Annotated in this window: 20 protein-coding genes and 1 riboswitch; of the genes, 13 read left to right on the top strand and 7 right to left on the bottom strand. The window is 60.7% G+C overall.

The features are described from left to right. The first annotated feature begins 6 nt into the window (after nt 1-6). From recO to WH91_RS16620, 3 genes are all read left to right on the top strand, one after another. Nucleotides 7-717 carry a DNA repair protein RecO gene (gene recO / locus WH91_RS16630; protein ID WP_046172114.1) on the top strand — a complete coding sequence of 237 codons (711 nt, stop codon included), beginning with the start codon at nt 7-9 and terminating at the stop codon, nt 715-717. Nucleotides 718-1,414: 697 nt separating this feature from the next. Beyond that, nucleotides 1,415-3,685 carry a DNA topoisomerase IV subunit A gene (gene parC, locus WH91_RS16625; RefSeq protein WP_046172113.1) on the top strand — a complete coding sequence of 757 codons (2,271 nt, stop codon included), beginning with the start codon at nt 1,415-1,417 and terminating at the stop codon, nt 3,683-3,685. After that, nucleotides 3,682-3,993 carry a Dabb family protein gene (locus WH91_RS16620; protein WP_046172112.1) on the top strand — a complete coding sequence of 104 codons (312 nt, stop codon included), beginning with the start codon at nt 3,682-3,684 and terminating at the stop codon, nt 3,991-3,993. The genes parC and WH91_RS16620 overlap by 4 nt, the downstream gene beginning before the upstream one ends. Here the strand turns inward: WH91_RS16620 and WH91_RS16615 are convergent. From WH91_RS16615 to hemB, 4 genes are read right to left on the bottom strand one after another with little or no spacing between them, the layout of a single operon-like run. After that, entirely contained in the window at nt 3,990-4,325 is a 336-nt protein-coding gene (locus WH91_RS16615) for an endonuclease/exonuclease/phosphatase family protein (RefSeq protein WP_342028109.1), read from the bottom strand. The two genes, WH91_RS16620 and WH91_RS16615, sit on opposite strands and share 4 nt — an antisense overlap. Nucleotides 4,326-4,382: 57 nt before the next feature. Next, a complete protein-coding gene (locus WH91_RS16610) occupies nt 4,383-5,111 on the bottom strand; it encodes an arginyltransferase (protein ID WP_046172110.1) in 729 nt (242 codons plus the stop codon). Nucleotides 5,112-5,170: 59 nt separating this feature from the next. Next, nucleotides 5,171-5,680, bottom strand: a complete 510-nt coding sequence (locus WH91_RS16605) for an RDD family protein (protein ID WP_046172109.1) — start codon at nt 5,678-5,680, stop codon at nt 5,171-5,173. Between the two features lie 60 nt (nt 5,681-5,740). Beyond that, nucleotides 5,741-6,754 carry a porphobilinogen synthase gene (gene hemB, locus WH91_RS16600; RefSeq protein WP_199533534.1) on the bottom strand — a complete coding sequence of 338 codons (1,014 nt, stop codon included), beginning with the start codon at nt 6,752-6,754 and terminating at the stop codon, nt 5,741-5,743. Between the two features lie 97 nt (nt 6,755-6,851). Between hemB and WH91_RS16595 the strand changes: the two genes are divergently transcribed. The 4 genes from WH91_RS16595 (at nt 6,852) to WH91_RS16580 (ending at nt 9,769) form a co-directional block, all read left to right on the top strand. After that, nucleotides 6,852-7,241 (top strand): DUF6163 family protein, encoded by a 390-nt coding sequence (locus WH91_RS16595; protein WP_046172108.1) that lies wholly within the window; start codon nt 6,852-6,854, stop codon nt 7,239-7,241. 199 nt (nt 7,242-7,440) lie between these two features. Continuing rightward, nucleotides 7,441-7,950, top strand: a complete 510-nt coding sequence (gene ldtR / locus WH91_RS16590; protein WP_046172107.1) for a transcriptional regulator LdtR — start codon at nt 7,441-7,443, stop codon at nt 7,948-7,950. 275 nt (nt 7,951-8,225) lie between these two features. After that, nucleotides 8,226-9,464 carry a L,D-transpeptidase family protein gene (locus WH91_RS16585; RefSeq protein WP_158409587.1) on the top strand — a complete coding sequence of 413 codons (1,239 nt, stop codon included), beginning with the start codon at nt 8,226-8,228 and terminating at the stop codon, nt 9,462-9,464. Nucleotides 9,465-9,559: 95 nt separating this feature from the next. Beyond that, on the top strand, nt 9,560-9,769 hold the full coding sequence (locus WH91_RS16580; RefSeq protein ID WP_046172105.1) for a DUF6898 family protein: 210 nt from the start codon (nt 9,560-9,562) through the stop codon (nt 9,767-9,769). Nucleotides 9,770-9,775: 6 nt separating this feature from the next. Here WH91_RS16580 and WH91_RS22735 read toward each other — a convergent pair whose 3' ends face one another. Continuing rightward, the gene (locus WH91_RS22735; RefSeq protein WP_052952902.1) at nt 9,776-10,210 is read right to left on the bottom strand and encodes a BA14K family protein; all 435 of its coding nucleotides are present in this window, start codon (nt 10,208-10,210) and stop codon (nt 9,776-9,778) included. A gap of 136 nt (nt 10,211-10,346) precedes the next feature. Further along, nucleotides 10,347-10,429: riboswitch (ZMP/ZTP riboswitch) on the top strand. 119 nt (nt 10,430-10,548) lie between these two features. Between WH91_RS22735 and glyA the strand changes: the two genes are divergently transcribed. From glyA to nusB, 4 genes are all read left to right on the top strand, one after another. Then, nucleotides 10,549-11,850, top strand: a complete 1,302-nt coding sequence (gene glyA / locus WH91_RS16570; RefSeq protein WP_046172104.1) for a serine hydroxymethyltransferase — start codon at nt 10,549-10,551, stop codon at nt 11,848-11,850. Nucleotides 11,851-11,859: 9 nt separating this feature from the next. Next, nucleotides 11,860-12,336, top strand: a complete 477-nt coding sequence (nrdR, locus tag WH91_RS16565; protein WP_046172103.1) for a transcriptional regulator NrdR — start codon at nt 11,860-11,862, stop codon at nt 12,334-12,336. After that, the gene (gene ribD / locus WH91_RS16560) at nt 12,333-13,427 is read left to right on the top strand and encodes a bifunctional diaminohydroxyphosphoribosylaminopyrimidine deaminase/5-amino-6-(5-phosphoribosylamino)uracil reductase RibD (protein WP_052952901.1); all 1,095 of its coding nucleotides are present in this window, start codon (nt 12,333-12,335) and stop codon (nt 13,425-13,427) included. Before nrdR ends, ribD begins: the two co-directional genes overlap by 4 nt. A gap of 71 nt (nt 13,428-13,498) precedes the next feature. Next, entirely contained in the window at nt 13,499-14,011 is a 513-nt protein-coding gene (nusB, locus tag WH91_RS16555; protein WP_244542375.1) for a transcription antitermination factor NusB, read from the top strand. Here nusB and WH91_RS16550 read toward each other — a convergent pair. Both WH91_RS16550 and WH91_RS16545 read right to left on the bottom strand, forming a co-directional pair. Beyond that, nucleotides 13,989-14,402, bottom strand: a complete 414-nt coding sequence (locus tag WH91_RS16550) for a putative immunity protein (RefSeq protein ID WP_046172101.1) — start codon at nt 14,400-14,402, stop codon at nt 13,989-13,991. The two genes, nusB and WH91_RS16550, sit on opposite strands and share 23 nt — an antisense overlap. 64 nt (nt 14,403-14,466) lie before the next feature. Beyond that, nucleotides 14,467-14,919 carry an outer membrane protein assembly factor BamE gene (locus WH91_RS16545; protein WP_046172100.1) on the bottom strand — a complete coding sequence of 151 codons (453 nt, stop codon included), beginning with the start codon at nt 14,917-14,919 and terminating at the stop codon, nt 14,467-14,469. 167 nt (nt 14,920-15,086) lie between these two features. Between WH91_RS16545 and WH91_RS16540 the strand changes: the two genes are divergently transcribed. Together WH91_RS16540 and WH91_RS16535 are read left to right on the top strand one after the other, a co-directional pair. Then, on the top strand, nt 15,087-15,614 hold the full coding sequence (locus tag WH91_RS16540; protein WP_046172160.1) for a ubiquinol-cytochrome C chaperone family protein: 528 nt from the start codon (nt 15,087-15,089) through the stop codon (nt 15,612-15,614). Next, nucleotides 15,611-16,159, top strand: a complete 549-nt coding sequence (locus WH91_RS16535) for a YceD family protein (RefSeq protein ID WP_046172099.1) — start codon at nt 15,611-15,613, stop codon at nt 16,157-16,159. The genes WH91_RS16540 and WH91_RS16535 overlap by 4 nt, the downstream gene beginning before the upstream one ends. Nucleotides 16,160-16,219 lie beyond the last annotated feature (60 nt).

Below are 16,219 nucleotides of genomic sequence, written 5' to 3'. Positions count from 1 at the left end.
CGCGCCATGGAATGGACCGCTGAAGCCCTGCTGATCGGTGTCCGCCGCCACGGCGAATCGAGCGTCATTGCCGAGGCCATGGTCGCGGGCAGGGGGCGCCATCTGGGCTTGGTGCGCGGTGGCCGCTCGACGCGGCTGGCGGCGGCCCTGCAGCCTGGCAATACCGTCCAGCTCACCTGGCGTGCCCGCCTCGAAAACCAGCTTGGCATGTTCACCGTCGAGCTGCTGCAAGCCCGCGCCGCCGAACTGATCGCCGATCGCACCAGGCTCTATCTCAGCCAGACCATCTGCGAACTGCTGCATCTGCTGCCTGAACGCGACCCAAACGACCGCCTGCTCGGCATGGCCGTTCGGCTGATCGTCGGCACCCCTGATGGTGCCGACCTGGCCCGGTTCGAACTGGCCCTGCTCGACGACCTCGGCTTCGGCCTTGACCTCTCGTCCTGCGCCGCCACCGGCGTCACCGATGATCTCACCCACGTCTCCCCAAAATCCGGCCGCGCCGTTTCCCGCACCGCCGCCCAACCCTATCTCGACCGCCTGCTGCCGCTCCCCAGCTTCCTCGCCGGCCGCGGCAACGCCAGCCCCCACGACATCGCCGACGCGCTCAAACTCACCAGCCACTTCCTCGAGGCCCACGTCTGGGGCCCAAGGCAAGTCGAACGCCCAGCGATGCGGCATAGCCTCGTGGAACTGCTGAGCCGCGAGCGGGACTAAATATATCTTCGATATCCCCACGCGCCGTGTCATCCCGGCGAAGGCCGGAATCCATCCTAGATGTTTCCCACGCGGCGAGATCGCCGTGCTCAAAACGCTGATCACCTCGTTCTGAAAGCCGCAATGGGAATGGTACGAAACAAGCAAGCATACCCCCACCCAACCTCCCCCTGAAAAGGGGGAGGAGCCGATCCAGTCTGTGGCACAATCCAATCAAACCCACCGGCCGGATTCCTCCCCCTCATCAGGGGGAGGCTAGGTGGGGGTACCCCAACAAAGACTCTTCAGCCGCTTGCCTCACCAAAACTTATCCCCACCCACCATGCCATCCCCCATACTCTTCCCATCTTCACGTTCGAGCCAGTCATGACGAGTGACGAGCATGGAGACTGCCGGGAATGGGAGGTCGCTCCTGTTGCGTGCGGGGAAATCGGGCGCGCTGGTCTGCGATAATGGCCAGCACGATCCCAACCCACGACAAATCCCGACCTGGTGGCGAGGCGATTGCCTCATTACTAAACCAATACCCCGAGGCAAGCGCCTCGCCACCGTTGCTCTCCTCGAAACCCGCACCCAGGCGGCGCCTCTGCACGTCCATAAACCGTGTAGAACCCCAGCAATCCCGCCGCAAATTATGAGCTCCCTGGCCTCACCGGCTATAGTGCTTTCCTGATTCGTTCCCCCGGAATGCCTGCCTATGTCTGATAGCGATACCCTCCCGCCAGCCGACGACCAGCGCATCGTCGATCTCAAGCAGGCCATCGAGGAGCGGTACCTCTCCTATGCCCTGTCCACCATCACCCAGCGCGCACTGCCCGATGCGCGCGACGGGCTCAAGCCCGTGCATCGCCGCATCATTCACGCCATGCGCCTGCTCAAGCTCGATCCGGGCCAAGGCTACAAGAAGTCCGCCCGTATCGTCGGCGACGTAATCGGCAAGTTCCATCCGCATGGCGACCAGTCGATCTATGACGCGCTGGTTCGCATGGCCCAGGATTTCGCGCTACGCTACCCGCTGGTCGATGGCCAGGGCAATTTCGGCAATATCGACGGCGATGGCGCTGCCGCCATGCGCTATACCGAATCGCGCATGACCGACGTGGCGACGCGCCTGCTCGAAGGCATCGGCGAGAATGCCATCGACTTCAAGGACACCTATGACGGCGAAGACGAGGAGCCCATCGTCCTCCCCGCCAATTTCCCGAACCTCTTGGCCAACGGCTCGACCGGCATTGCCGTCGGCATGGCGACGTCCATTCCACCGCATAACGTCTCCGAGCTGTGCGACGCCGCGCTGCATCTTATCAATGTAAATCCAGCAGCTTCCGCCCACGATCTGACTCAGTTCGTGAAGGGCCCCGACTTCCCCACCGGTGGTCTGCTGGTTGAATCCGCGTCCTCCATTGCCCATTCCTATGAGACCGGTCGCGGCTCGTTCCGCCTGCGCGCCAAGTGGGAAATCGAGGAAAGCGCCCGCGGCGTCTATCTCATCATCGTCACCGAAATTCCCTACGGCATCCAGAAGTCGCGGCTGGTCGAAAAGATCGCCGAACTGCTGCTGGCCAAGAAACTGCCGCTGCTCAAGGACGTGCGCGACGAAAGCTCCGACGACATCCGTCTCGTGCTCGAGCCGCGCGCCCGCACCGTCGACGCGGTGATCCTGATGGAGCAGCTGTTCAAGACTACCGATCTTGAAACGCGCTTCCCGCTCAACCTCAACGTCCTTGATCGCGGTACCGCGCCCAAGGTGATGAGCCTGCCGCAGGTGCTCAAAGCCTGGCTCGACCACCGCAAGGAAGTGCTGATCCGCCGCTCGACGCACCGGCTGGAACAGATCGCGCACCGGCTCGAAGTGCTGGCCGGCTACATCATCGCCTATCTCAACCTCGACGAGGTGATCCGCATTATCCGCGAAGAGGATGATGCCAAGGCCAGCCTGATGAGCACTTTCGAGCTCACCGATGTGCAGGCCGAAGCCATCCTCAACATGCGACTGCGGTCTCTGCGCAAGCTCGAGGAAATCGAGCTGCGCAAGGAGCACTCCACGCTGAACGAGGAAAAGGGGCGTCTCGAAACGTTGCTCGGCTCCGACAAGCGGCAGTGGGGCGTCATCAGCCGCGAAATCGAGGCGCTGAAAAAGGCCTACCCACTGACCAATCCGGACGGTACGCCGCATTTCCTCGGCGCCCGCCGCACCATTCTGGGCGATACGCCCACCGCCAATGCCGACGAAGTCACCGAAGCCTTCATCGAGCGCGAGCCGATCACCGTCATCCTGTCCGAAAAGGGCTGGATCAGGGCGCCGCGTGGCCATGCCGTCGATGTCAACGACGAGAAGGGCTACAAGGCCGGCGACCGCCTGAAGCTCTCGATCAAATGCGAGACCACCGACAAGCTGCTGATGCTGACCACCGGCGGCAAGGTTTACACGCTGGCCGGCGACAAGCTGCCCGGCGGACGCGGCCAGGGCGAGCCGGTGCGCATCATGGTCGATATCGAAGAGGGCCAGGATATCGTCGATATCTTTGTCTACAAGCCCGGCCAGAAGCGCGTCATCGCCTCCTCCTCGGGCTACGGCTTCATCGTCAGCGAAGATGAGATGATTGCCAATACCCGCAAGGGCAAGCAGGTCCTCAACGTCGGTGCCCCCGACGAAGCGGCCCTTTTGGTGCCGCTCAATGGCGACCGCGTCGCCGTCATCGGACAAAATCGCAAGCTCTTGGTATTCCCACTAACCCAGCTCGCCGAGATGGGCCGCGGCAAAGGCGTCCGCCTGCAGCGCTATAAGGACGGCGGCATCTCCGACCTCAAGACCTTCTACGCGGCCGATGGTTTGACCTGGACGGACAGTTCGGGCCGCACCTACACCAAGCCGATGGAAGAGCTGACCGATTGGCTCGCCGACCGCGCCACCGCCGGCCGCCAACCCCCCAACGGCTTCCCCCGCAACAACAGGTTCGTCGGATGATTCGCCACTGCGTTTTCGTCAAATTCCGTTCCGACGTCAGCTCCGACGAGCGGGCGGAAATCTATGCAGGCCTCGTCGCGCTGGTGGGCCAGATCGACGGCCTGATCTCTGCCGAATTCGGCCCCAACGTCTCGCCGGAGGGCCTAGGGCAGGGCTTAAATGACGGTTTCATCATGGACTTGACCGACGAAGCGGCTCGTGATCGCTACCTCGAACATCCAGCCCACAAGGCTGCGGGTTCACGCCTCGTCGCGGCGCTAGAAGGCGGCACCGATGGGCTAATCGTGTTCGATATGAAGCTTGGCTAGTTCACCGAAAACTTGAATACCACCGGCAGGTGATCGCTCGCTGTCGGTCGCCCGGTATGAATGTCATGCACCACCACGCCGCCCCGCGTCATGACATGATCCATCGGCAAGAACGGCAGCGTGTCGCGCGAAGCGTCGAAATAATACCAGCTCATCGGGAATGTGAGCATGTTCAGCGCTTCCCGCACAAACCCGTTCCGCGCCGCGAAGTTGCGCAGCGAATACGACCAGGTCGTCGTGTTGAAATCCCCGGCCAGGATCATCGGCCCATCGATCTTGTCCACCACCTCTGAAAGCGCGTTAAGCTGCTCCTGCTGGCGGGAGACGGGAATGGGCGAGGGTCAAGCAGATGCGCAGCGCGCCGTACATCTTTGAGAGCGCAGCAGCCGCTAATCGAGCGGGCACCAGCCCAGCGTGCCGCGCTGCACTTCGAGCGGCTGATACAGCGCCTTGTAGGCCATTTTGGGCGACTCTTTTACCCAGTAGCCCAAATATACATAGTTCAGCGCCGCCGAGCGGACTTGGGCGATGTGGTCGAGAATGACAAACGTCCCCATGCTGCGATGCGCCAGATCGGGGTCGTAAAAGGAATACACCATCGAGAGCCCGTCGGGCATCACGTCGGTCAGAGCTACCGCTACCAGCGCGTTGTCCGGATGGTCGCGCAGGCGATACTCGACCAGCACGGACTGCACCGGCGTATCCTCGACCATGTACTCATAGTCGACAAAGCTCATCTGGTTCATGCCGCCGCCAGCATGACGCGATTCCAGATAGCGCTTGAACAGGTCATATTGTTCGCTGGTCGCCGTCGTGGGGCGGACCTCGATCGCGATATCGTCGTTGGCCCGCAGCACCCGCCGGAACCGGCTGGAAGGCTCGAACTCGTTAGCGACAATTCGTACCGACTGGCAGGCGTTGCAGCCCTCACAGGCCGGGCGATAGATCAGGTTCTGGCTGCGACGGAAACCATTTTCGCTCAGCAAATGATGCAGGCTGGACGCCCGCCGGCCCGACAAATGGGTAAACAGCTTCCGCTCCTGCTTGCCGGGCAGGTAGGGGCACGGCATGGCCGCAGTCAGGAAGAGCTGTGTTGTCTCGGGCGTCTGGTCGGTCATCAAAGACCCTTGAGTGCGATCAGTTGAGTGTACGCTCACCAATCATACCCCGCAACGGTTCAATACGCCTGGGATGTCTGGGCGCGCCAGTGTGCGACCATGGGCGAGCGGCGCACCATCAACGTCCCGACGACAAGGTCGTGGATCATCTGCCGGCGTGGGGTGAGCAGGGCAAACAGCAACGACAGCGGCCAGGAAATCCAGGTCGTCAGCCAGAACACGCCGGCATGGATGATCGCCATCCAGCCATCGAGCGGCTGTCCGCGCGTCGGTGTCAGCACGATATCCATCACCTGCATGCCGATGGTGGCGCGCTTGGACGAACCCAGGGTCGCGCCATAGTAAAGCACGATGGTCGCCGGCACGACGAGGAACAGGGCGAGCCAGGCCAGACCAAAGGTCAGGAAACCGGCGATCAACCCAACAAGGCTGAAAGCCAGGATCATTGCGCCCATCACGATCAGATCGATGGCAAAGGCAAACACTCGTCGCGTCAGCACACCCTCGAACAGCTCGGGAGCGGTTTCAGGATCGGGCAGGGCGGAGCGAGGTGCGTCGGTCTGGTTCATGATTGGGAGATTGTCATGGCTGGGGCCGCGCGCAAGAGGGCAGGTTACAAATTTGTGGCCTTAGGCGCCCAGCTTCCGAGCCACCTCAAGCGCATAATAGGTCAGCACCCCGCTGGCCCCAGCCCGCTTGAACGCCCACAGGCTTTCAAGAATTGCCCCATAGCGGTCGATCGCACCGGCGGCAGCGGCCATCTCGATCATCGCGTATTCGCCGCTCACCTGGTAGGCGTAGATCGGAATGTTGAAACTGTCCTTGGCACGCCGCACGATGTCGAGATAAGGCAGACCGGGCTTGACCATCACGCTGTCGGCGCCCTCGGCGATGTCCTGCTCGATTTCGCGCATCGCCTCATCGGAATTGGCATAGTCCATCTGATAGGTACGCTTGTCACCCACGAGGCGGCTACCCGTGCCGACAGCCTCGCGAAACGGGCCGTAGTAGAACGACGCATATTTGGCTGCATAGGCCATGATCTGCGTTTGCTCGAAACCTTCGCCATCCAGCGCATCGCGGATTGCTGCAACGCGGCCATCCATCATATCCGACGGGGCGATGATGTCGGCACCAGCCTTGCTCTGCACCAAAGCCGAGCGGATCATCACGGCGACAGTCTCGTCATTGAGAATTTCGCCATTCCGCACCAGCCCATCCTGGCCATCGCTGGAATACTCATCCAGCGCCACGTCGGCGATCAGCCCGATCCCGGGTACGGCGCTTTTGATGGCGCTCAAGGCGCGGCACATCAGGTTGTCGGGATTATAAGCCTCGGCGCCATTCGTGCTGCGCAGATGGTCTGGTGTATTGGGAAACAGCGCCAGCGCTGGAATGCCGGCATCGCGGGCCGCCTTGGCTGCTTCGACACAAAGATCGACACTGAGCCGTTCGACGCCCGGCATGGTGCGGATCTGCGTCTTCTCATTATGGCCGTCGATGACGAACAGCGGCCAGATCAAGTCGGACGGAGTCAGCAGGCTTTCGCGCACCATGGCGCGGCTCCACGCGGTACGGCGGCTGCGGCGCAGGCGGCGACCGCCGAGGAAGTCCATGTCGTGCTTGTGCCAGGTCTCGGCCATGGGGCGGCTCCTTGTGTTGGGCTTTCGTTTATCAGTGGCGGGTGCACCGTCCAAGCTCCCGCTTGTCGCATCCCTCGAGCAAGGGTAGAAACCCACCATGGATTTCAACGCCCAGCCCATCGGCATCTACATCCGCGTCGTCGCGATCATCAGCCTCTTGCTCGGCCTCAACGATGCCGCGCGCCTGCTCGGCGTCGGCCTGGGGGACGTCAGCCCGGTTGCCACAATGGGCATGACAGGTTTCGTCTATCTCGGCATTTTTGGCTTGTCGCGACTGTTTGCTGCTGTTGGCCTGTGGATCAAGGCCAGTTGGGGAGCCGTGCTGCTGGTCGGCGCGACGGCCGTGGAACTAGGCCTCTATCTGTTCGGCAATACCGACGTTCGGATGTCCGCCCTGGGCTTTGCCGTACGCCTCGTCCTGCTGGCTTCTATCCTCATCATTTTCATTCTGTCGATCCGGCTGGAACGCGCCCGCGCTGCCGACTAGGCAAAGGCCGCGGGGTCGTTCACACTCCCGTAAGGTTACAAATTTGTGCACCGGTGTAACGAGGAATTAAGCCAAATTCTCATTGCATTCCAGTAAGATGCTCTTAATCACGCCACTTAGGGTGATCTTAGCCCGCACGCCGTAGTTTGGCCTCATGAGATGCGAAAAATCGCACAGACTGCAAAACAGTGAGGCACAAATGGCGATCAAATCCAACGCAGCCGAGGCCCTGGTTTCGGAACGTCCCAAGAGCCTGAAGCCGCTTTATTTGGAAGCTGTTTCCCGCGTAGAGCGTCTGCACCGCCGTCTGCTCGACCTGATCAAGGACGAGTTCGACCGTATGGGCTGGGATGACATTAATCCGGTTCAGGCGCTGCTGATGTTCAACATCGGCGATGCCGAGCTGACTGCTGGCGAGTTGCGCTCCCGCGGCTACTACCTGGGCTCGAACGTCTCCTATAATCTCAAGAAGCTGGTCGAAACCGGCTACATCTTCCAGGAGCGTTCGCGTTCCGACCGCCGCTCGGTCCGCATCAAGCTGACCCCCAAGGGCGAGGAAGTAGCTGAAGTCATCGACGAGCTCTATGATCGCCACCTCAAGTCGATCGACAAGGTCGGCGGCTTGGGCGACGACGAGTTCGAAGGCCTCAACAAGGCCCTCGCCCGCCTTGAGCGTTTCTGGGTCGACCAGATCCTCTACAAGCTCTAATTGACGGTTTAGCGGGGCATCTGTTGCGGCTACGCCACTTCCGCGAGCAAACGCCGGCCCATTGGGCCGGCGTTCACATTTGCGCCGCAAATCAGCGTAATTGAGCTCGTTACGTGGTTTGAAACCATTTCCCGACTATTCTTGGTTCACGAATTCTCAAGAGGGTTCACATGCGGTTGACCGCGTTGTGAGCCATTGAGCGGGATGGTAAAAACTGCCCTTGTTCGGCAGCCAGCAATTTCGGGTGAGACTTTATGCGGCTCAATAGACGTTCCTTGCTCCAGTACACGGCCATGGCCGGTGCATCTCTGGCCATGCCCTCGGTAGTTCGCGGTCAGGAATCCATTTTTGATATGATGAACCGCGGCAATGTGCTGCGGAACGCCGACAAGGATGGCAATACGGCCGCGGCGGAGGCCCTGATCGCCACCAATGAACCGATCTTGTCGTTCGATACGGTTCACAACCTGCAACTCGCCATTTCGCAATATGAGCCCTTTGTGGCCAATGGCGGCTGGGAAGAGGTGCCGCAAGAGGCATTCCGCTTGCTGCTTGGTAATTCCGGCGCTGCGGTTATCCAGCTCAAGCGTCGCCTGATTGCCTCGGGCGACATGGTTCTTCTGCCGAATATCAACGAACTATTCGACGAAGACACCGATCGCGGCGTGCGTACTTTCCAAGCGCGCCATGGCCTGATCGTCAATGGTCAGGTCGATGAGCCGACTTGGTATGCACTCAATGTGCCGGCCGCGACCCGCCTGCAGCAGCTCTATCTGAATTTTACGCGCGTTCAGGCGATGGCGCCGAACCTTAGTCCGCGCTACGTCGTGGTCAATATTCCGGCTGCGACGATCGAAGCGGTGAATGACGGCATGGTCGAACAGCGCCATACGGCGGTTGTCGGTCGCGTCGATCGCGCCACCCCGATCATGGCCAGCAAGGTCAGCCAGATCAACTTCAACCCATACTGGCATGTGCCAAAGTCGCTGGTTGAACGCGACCTGACCAAGTACATGAATGAAAATCCGAACTACCTGACCGAGCAAAACATTCATATTTATGACGGCGGCGGGCAGGAAGTCGCTGCTTCTTCCATCGACTGGAACAACCTCGGCAACGCGATCAACTATATGTATCGCCAGGAGCCGGGTGCCGCCAATTCGATGGGGCATTGCAAGATCAACTTTTTCAACCCCTACGATTGCTACCTGCACGACACGCCGTCCAAGGCGCTGTTTGGGGAGAATGCCCGCTTCCATTCGTCGGGCTGCGTCCGCGTGGAAGGCGTCAACGCGCTGGTCAACTGGTTGCTGCGCGACAATGGCGACTGGGATCAGACCAAGGTCGATACGACATTCGATTCGCTGGAGCGCCTTGATGTCGAATGCAAGGCACGCGTACCGTTGCTGACGACTTACATCACCGCCTGGGCCAATCGCCAGGGCACCGTCAGCTTCCGCGACGATGTCTATGAGTTCGATGCTCAGGGCAAGGTTAGCTTCGAGCAAGCTTAAGCCTCAAGCGACAGAAATAGAAACGCCCTCCTCGCAGAGGGCGTTTGCTTTTGAGCGCCAGAGAATCTTGCTAAAGTATCGGGCAGGGGGCTGCCATGGCTGACGGTGAAGTCTATTTCGAGTTCGTACAAGTCGGCCAGCAAATGCGGGTTGCGGCCATCGATGCCGCTACCGGCATCGAAGTGATCGTCATCATGCCTGCCGCCGCCACCAAGCATCAAATGCAGCAAATGGGGCTGGCCAAGCTGCGAAAAAAGCTCGGCGCCCCGGCGGTAGCGCCAGAAGCGCCACGCCGTCTGTTTTAGCCGTCTCTAAAGATTGCAGCGGTGCCGAGCACCGTCGTAGCCCATGAACGTGTCGGTACGCTCGTCATATGACCGATAGCGGGCATAGCAGGCGTCTACATGGCTGTCATAGCTGCGTCCGACAACGCGGTCGCGATTGCCATTGGCGATTGCGCCACCAATGATCGCACCGAACGCCGCGCCAAAGATGCCGGTGGCTATAGGGTCCAGATCCTGCCGGCGGGAATTGTAAAAGCGATCATAATCGCGATCCCGCCAATTGCCGCCATTATAGCCGCGGCAATCGCGGTCGTTGGGATATCGGTCACAATAAGTTTCAATCACCTGTGTCCGCTGTCCAAAGCTTAGCGTTACATTCTGGGCTTGGGCTGGGACGATGGAAGCCACTGCAATGGTGGCGGTCATGACGGCGGCGACAATCCCGTTTCGTGCGGCACTCATTTGCATCTCCTGCTCAATGGGCCGGCCACGCCAGCCATTTGCTCTTTCAATGCGGTTCGGGGGCCGCAGGTTGCGGATGTTCTGTTATTTTCCCCGCAAGCGCCTTGCCTCCGCTGACAGTTCTGCGGCATAATCCACTGGTTCGCGCTACTGGCGAGAAGAGATGGCGTACCATCGGGGAACGCGAACCCAAGAATGCCGCTCGCCTGGGCACCCATCCGCACTCACGGGAGCCCCATGTATTCAGCACCATTATCCCGGCCTTGGAATCGCAGGTTGCGACGTGTTAAGGCCACAGCCATGCAATTGCACTTCGTCGAACGCGAGGTAACGACCCTATGACCACCACCACTTCATCCTCGCTATTCCCGAACTTTTTTTCCAATTCTGTCAGCCAGACCGATCCTGAGCTGGCCGCGGCGCTCAAGAACGAACTTGGCCGCCAGCAGAACGAAATCGAGCTGATCGCCTCCGAGAACATCGTCTCGCAGGCGGTGCTGGACGCACAGGGCTCAGTGCTCACCAACAAGTATGCCGAAGGCTACCCCGGCCGCCGCTACTATGGCGGCTGCCAATATGTCGACGTTGCCGAAACGCTTGCCATCGAGCGTGCCAAGGAACTGTTTGGCGTCGCTTATGCCAACGTGCAGCCCAATTCTGGCTCGCAGGCCAATCAGGGCGTTTATCAGGCACTGATCCAGCCCGGCGATACCATCCTCGGGATGTCGCTCGACGCCGGTGGTCACCTGACCCATGGCGCCAAGCCAAACCAGTCCGGCAAGTGGTTCAATGCCATTCAGTATGGCCTGCGCAAGCAGGATGGACTGGTCGACATGGATCAGGTTCGCCAACTCGCCCGCGAACACAAGCCCAAGATGATAATCGCGGGCTTCTCCGCCTATTCGCGCGTAATGGACTGGGCCGAATTCCGCGCCATCGCCGATGAGGTTGGGGCCATTCTGTTCGTCGACATGGCCCACGTTGCAGGCCTTGTCGCTGGCGGTGTTTATCCCAGCCCGTTCCCGCATGCCCATGTCGCGACCACCACGACCCACAAGACCTTGCGCGGACCGCGTGGTGGCCTGATCCTTACCAACGACGAAGATATCGCCAAGAAGATCAACTCGGCAATTTTCCCCGGCATCCAGGGTGGTCCGCTGATGCATGTCATCGCGGCCAAGGCGGTGGCGTTCAAGGAAGCGCTGCAGCCTGAGTTCAAGCTCTATGCAGCGCAGGTCGTCGCCAATGCCAAGGTACTGGCCGAGACCCTGGTCAAGGGCGGCGTCGATATCGTCAGCAAGGGAACCGATAACCACCTGATGCTGGTCGATCTGCGCCCTAAGGGCCTCACTGGCAAGGCCACTGAAAAGGCGCTCGAACGCGCGCACATCACCTGCAACAAGAATGCCGTGCCCTTCGACCCGGAAAAGCCTGCCATTACTTCGGGCATTCGCCTGGGCACGCCCGCGGGTACGTCGCGTGGCTTCGGCGAGGCCGAGTTCAAGCTGATCGGCGAGCTGATAATCGAAGTGCTCGATGGCCTTAAGGAAAACGGGGAAGAGAACAATGGCGCTGTCGAAGCGCAGGTTCGCGACAAGGTTAAGACTCTCACCGACCGCTTCCCGATCTACGGCTTCTAAGGTTTTCTCATGCGCTGTCCATATTGCGGAAATGACGACACGCAGGTCAAGGACAGCCGGCCAACTGAGGATTCCGGTGCAATTCGCCGTCGCCGCGTCTGTAACGGATGCGGCGGCCGCTTCACCACCTTCGAGCGTGTGCAGCTACGCGAACTTACCGTGGTTAAGAAGAGTGGCCGCAAGGTACCATTTGACCGCGAAAAGCTGGCCCGCTCGGTCTACACCGCCTTGCGCAAGCGGGCCGTCGAAACGGACCGTATCGAACGCATGATTTCCGGTATCGTCCGCCAGCTTGAAAGCCTGGGCGATGTCGAAGTCACCTCCGACCAGATCGGCGAATACGTCATGGAAGGTCTCAAGGGCCTCGATGACGTGGCCTTCGTGCGCTTCGCCTCGGTGTACAAGAACTTCTCCGCCGCAGACGACTTCCGCAATTTTCTGGCTGAACTTGCCGAAGGGCAGGGCACCCTGCGCGACGACGAGTGAACGAGCTTTCCCCCGAGGACAAGCGTTGGCTTGATGCCGCTGTGCGCTATGCAACGCCATTTGCCGGAACGACGGCGGACAGTCCCGCCGTTGCCGCCTTCATCGTCGAGCCGCTGTCGCAAACCCTGGTAACCCGCGCAGTCACGGCAAAGGGCGGTCGCCCGCATGCCGAAGCACAGGCAATCGAGGCGGCGGGTTATGAGGCTGCGAATCGCACGCTCTATGTGACGCTCGAGCCTTGCTCCGCATGGGGTCGCACGCCACCTTGCGTCGATGCTATCATTCGCTCCGGTATCATGCGCGTAGTGATCGGCTCTGCCGATCCGCGTCATGCCGGCAGTGCCGCTCTCCTCGAGTCGGCAGGCATCGAAACCATCATCGCCGATCATGCCCCTTCGCTGGCGCTGCATGCGGGCCACCTGTTGCGACAAACAGCCGAGCGGCCGTTTGTCACTGTCGCTCTGGCGCTATCCTCCGATGGCCGCATCGACCGCAGCGACGAGGCAAAAACCTCTCTGCTGGGCTCCGAGGCGCGCGACTGGATCGGCATGCTGCGGGCACGGTCGGACGCCATCCTCGTCGGCGCGGCTGCAGCCAACAATGATCCTGACCTGACGGTCAAGCTGCCGGGTCTCGCCACGCGCACACCATTGCGCGTCGTGCTGTCAGGCGCCTCGGGCGTCGATCGCAGGATGAATCTGATTGGTGGCTTTTCCGGCTACCGGACTGCAATCATTGCGGAAACCTCGGTTGCCGTGGACCCGCCTGTGTCCATCGAAACGATCCGCGTTAACGGCAAACAGGGACGTCCCGACCTGAAGCTGGCTTTGGCGGCACTGAGTGGCAAGGGCGTCCATAACTTACTGGTCGAACCTGGACAGCGCCTGTTGGCGGCCTTGCTGGAAGCGGATCTGGTCGATGCTGTGGCACTGATAAACACACTGGGTTCGCTCAGCGACGCTGGCCTGCTGGCAAGTCCAGACGGTCCGATTGCCGAGTTATTGGTTGCGGCGGGGCTGGTCGAACTGGAACAGCAGTGCCTTGGTGTCGATACACTGGTGCGTTACGGGCGACCGTCTGCGCCAGTTTGAGTTGAACTTCCCCCCGCGGCAGATTATGGGGTTGCGACGCCCCGAGTGGCAGCGTGGCGCCGAGCCGCCCAATGAAGATGAAAGCAGTCATGGCCGAGGCCCCCAAACGCGACCCGCAAATCGAACGTCCTGCCAACCAGCGCGGGGCGGCCCGTTTTGCCGCGGTGCAGGCGCTCTATCAAATGGACGTGGGCCGCGCGACCCTCGAAGACACGCTTGCCCAGTTCGGCGCGTTCCATCTGGGCCGTGAGATCGAGGGTGAGCAGTATCTTCCGGCCGATGCCGATTTCTTCAAGCAGATCGTCACCGGCGTCACCAAGCACCAGCTGGAGATTGACCCGGCCGTCGATCGTGCCCTCTCCGATGGTTGGCCGGTTGAACGCGTCGATGCAACTTTGCGGGCTATCCTTCGTGCCGCTGCCTTCGAGCTTCTGCGTCGCAAGGACATCCCGCCTCGGGTCGTGATCACCGAATACGTCGATGTCGCCAAGGCATTCTACGAAGACGACGCCTCCGGCCTGGTCAACGCGACACTGGACGCGATAGCGCGCGAAGCGGGCTCTAGCCTGACTGAGACCCGCTAGCGTCTGGGCTTAACTGGGGCAGTTTTTGGTCTTGCCAATGTTCTTCGGCAGCGCTGTTGCCCCCTTGGGCCGTCACCGCCTTTACTGCGTATTCGGCAGCGTGGGCTGCGTGGGTGGGCACATGTGCGGTTGCGGCCGCATGGCCCGCGGCGCGCGCTGCCTGTCGCGCTGCCTCGGTACTGGCTTCTCGTGCCGCCGCATGAGCCTCCAAGGCAAACTGGCGCGCCGCGACCATGCTCAGCTTTTCCTTGGCCCAGCGCCGAGCTGCCGAAATGGCGTCGCGCGGACGCTTGTCAGCGGGATGCGCTGCTTCAAACAGCGGCAGCACGCGCTCGGCGCAGTCCGCCGCCCATAGAGCCAAGGCATGGTGGTCATCGCTGTTGTTTTGCATACGAGTTCCTAAACAAAAAAGGCCCCGGTTGCCCGAGGCCTCCAAATTACCAAAGCCTGAGGCCTTAGAAGCTCTTGAGAATCGAATCGATGAAGCTGCGGTCCTCGCCGAACGACTGAGTGCGGCGGGTCTCGACGGTAACCGTCTTGCCGTCCTTCAGTCCGTAGACGGCCTTGTCGATGACCTTCTGGTTCTTGTCGAAATAGATGACGAGAACGGTGCGCGAGTCGGTCATGGTGAGGCCGAACGAAGTCTGGCGTACCTTGGTCTCGACATAATAGAATGCAGATTGGTCGCCGAAGGTATTAGTCGACTGTGGCGAGCCCAAAACCAGCGTCACCAACTCCTGGCTCTGGCCGGGCCGGATCTGCGCCATGGCGCTGTCCGAGATTTCGTAGCCCTGGGTGCGCGAGGTGACCAGTGCCGTGCTGCTGGTCGAGCAGGCCGCCAAGGCAGTCGCGAGCAGGGCGGCAGCGGCGAGCGGCACAAATTTACCGGAGGCAGTACGCAAGGGCATGAATTTGACTTTCCCGATGGCTCTCGACTATAGGCACGACAACAAGGCTGCGGCCCTTGTAGCCGCCGGAATGTGTAGCTGCCAACTTGTTCGTCTGGCAAGCTGGCATTGGTCCGGCGAGACTGTTTGCCACTTCAAAGGCCGATCAAAATGCTGAGCGCAAACCCATGATCCTGTCCCTGTTTCGCAAGAACACTGCTACCGAACCCGTTTATGCCGTTTATAGCGCCATTGTGGCGCAATCCCGGCAGCCCATTTTCTACGCGGATTGGGGCGTTCCCGACACTGTAACGGGCCGTTTCGACATGATCAGCCTGCATATGGCTTTGCTGTTCCGCCGCCTGCGTGCCGAATCCGGTACACAGAAGGATTTCAGCCAGGCGGTGTTCGACCTGTTCTTCAAGGATATGGACCGCTCGCTGCGCGAAATGGGCGTCGGGGATATCGGCGTACCGAAACGCATCCAGAAGATGGGCAATATCTTTTTTGGGCTGCTGGCCGCGATGAACGAGGCGATGGATCGCAACGATGCGGTGGCGCTTGAAGGCGTTCTGGCGCGCAATATCCTCGGCGAGGCAACGGCCCAGCATGTCGGTGCGCTCGCCCAATACCTGCTGGCCCAAGATCGTGTTCTGTCGGGCCAGCCTGCCCAAGCTATCACAGGCGGCACTCTAAAATTCGAGGCTGCAGCGTGAACCAGGATTCGCCGCTTTTCGACGCCGTGGTTCGTATCGATCGCCTGCCTGCAACTGGGCGCGAAATCAAGGTCTCCCTTGACGAGCCGACCCGCGCCGCGCTGGCCATGGAGCTCAAGCTCAGTGCGATTGACTCCTTTGAAGCCACTCTGGTGGTGGCCCCCTTACGCGGCGGCATCCGTGCCTTAGGCCGGCTGGTCGCTGAAATCGTGCAGCCCTCGGTCGTGACCTTCGAGCCTGTCGGCCAGCATGTCGATGAGGTCGTCGATCGCGTATTCCTGCCCGAGCCACATGGCTACCAAAAGCCGACACCCGGTTCGGAGCTGTTCGTCGATCTGGAAGACGATGACTTTCCCGACCATATAGATGGTCCCGAGGTCGACTTGAGCGCCTTGCTGATCGAAACATTGGCTCTCGCTATCGATCCCTATCCACGACACGCTGAGGAAAGCCTCGATTCTCTTGGTGTGGATCTGGGAAATGAGCCGTCGGGTCCGTTTGCCGGCCTCGAAAAGCTCAAAAGGTCCACCGATAGTGAAAGCTGAGAGCAAGCTGCGGGTTTGCACCGACTCCCTGATGGGATATGTTTGCGCGCCTCCTCGCGG

The organism is Devosia psychrophila, assembly GCF_000971275.1.
GTDB lineage: Bacteria > Pseudomonadota > Alphaproteobacteria > Rhizobiales > Devosiaceae > Devosia > Devosia psychrophila.
The sequence above is the reverse complement of the archived record's forward strand: the minus strand, read 5'-3'. Positions and strand labels throughout refer to the sequence as shown.

What these genes read in the sequence shown, in the direction of transcription:
- WH91_RS16595 (WP_046172108.1), top strand. Translation starts at nt 6,852, where the DNA reads ATGGATTTCAACGCCCAGCCCATCGGCATCTACATCCGCGTCGTCGCG.
- WH91_RS16580 (WP_046172105.1), top strand. Translation starts at nt 9,560, where the DNA reads ATGGCTGACGGTGAAGTCTATTTCGAGTTCGTACAAGTCGGCCAGCAA.
- WH91_RS16620 (WP_046172112.1), top strand. Translation starts at nt 3,682, where the DNA reads ATGATTCGCCACTGCGTTTTCGTCAAATTCCGTTCCGACGTCAGCTCC.
- WH91_RS16545 (WP_046172100.1), bottom strand. Translation starts at nt 14,919, where the DNA reads ATGCCCTTGCGTACTGCCTCCGGTAAATTTGTGCCGCTCGCCGCTGCC.
- recO (WP_046172114.1), top strand. Translation starts at nt 7, where the DNA reads ATGGAATGGACCGCTGAAGCCCTGCTGATCGGTGTCCGCCGCCACGGC.
- nrdR (WP_046172103.1), top strand. Translation starts at nt 11,860, where the DNA reads ATGCGCTGTCCATATTGCGGAAATGACGACACGCAGGTCAAGGACAGC.
- nusB (WP_244542375.1), top strand. Translation starts at nt 13,499, where the DNA reads ATGAAGATGAAAGCAGTCATGGCCGAGGCCCCCAAACGCGACCCGCAA.
- glyA (WP_046172104.1), top strand. Translation starts at nt 10,549, where the DNA reads ATGACCACCACCACTTCATCCTCGCTATTCCCGAACTTTTTTTCCAAT.
- WH91_RS16550 (WP_046172101.1), bottom strand. Translation starts at nt 14,402, where the DNA reads ATGCAAAACAACAGCGATGACCACCATGCCTTGGCTCTATGGGCGGCG.
- WH91_RS16605 (WP_046172109.1), bottom strand. Translation starts at nt 5,680, where the DNA reads ATGAACCAGACCGACGCACCTCGCTCCGCCCTGCCCGATCCTGAAACC.
- WH91_RS22735 (WP_052952902.1), bottom strand. Translation starts at nt 10,210, where the DNA reads ATGAGTGCCGCACGAAACGGGATTGTCGCCGCCGTCATGACCGCCACC.
- parC (WP_046172113.1), top strand. Translation starts at nt 1,415, where the DNA reads ATGTCTGATAGCGATACCCTCCCGCCAGCCGACGACCAGCGCATCGTC.
- ldtR (WP_046172107.1), top strand. Translation starts at nt 7,441, where the DNA reads ATGGCGATCAAATCCAACGCAGCCGAGGCCCTGGTTTCGGAACGTCCC.
- WH91_RS16610 (WP_046172110.1), bottom strand. Translation starts at nt 5,111, where the DNA reads ATGACCGACCAGACGCCCGAGACAACACAGCTCTTCCTGACTGCGGCC.
- WH91_RS16540 (WP_046172160.1), top strand. Translation starts at nt 15,087, where the DNA reads ATGATCCTGTCCCTGTTTCGCAAGAACACTGCTACCGAACCCGTTTAT.
- hemB (WP_199533534.1), bottom strand. Translation starts at nt 6,754, where the DNA reads ATGGCCGAGACCTGGCACAAGCACGACATGGACTTCCTCGGCGGTCGC.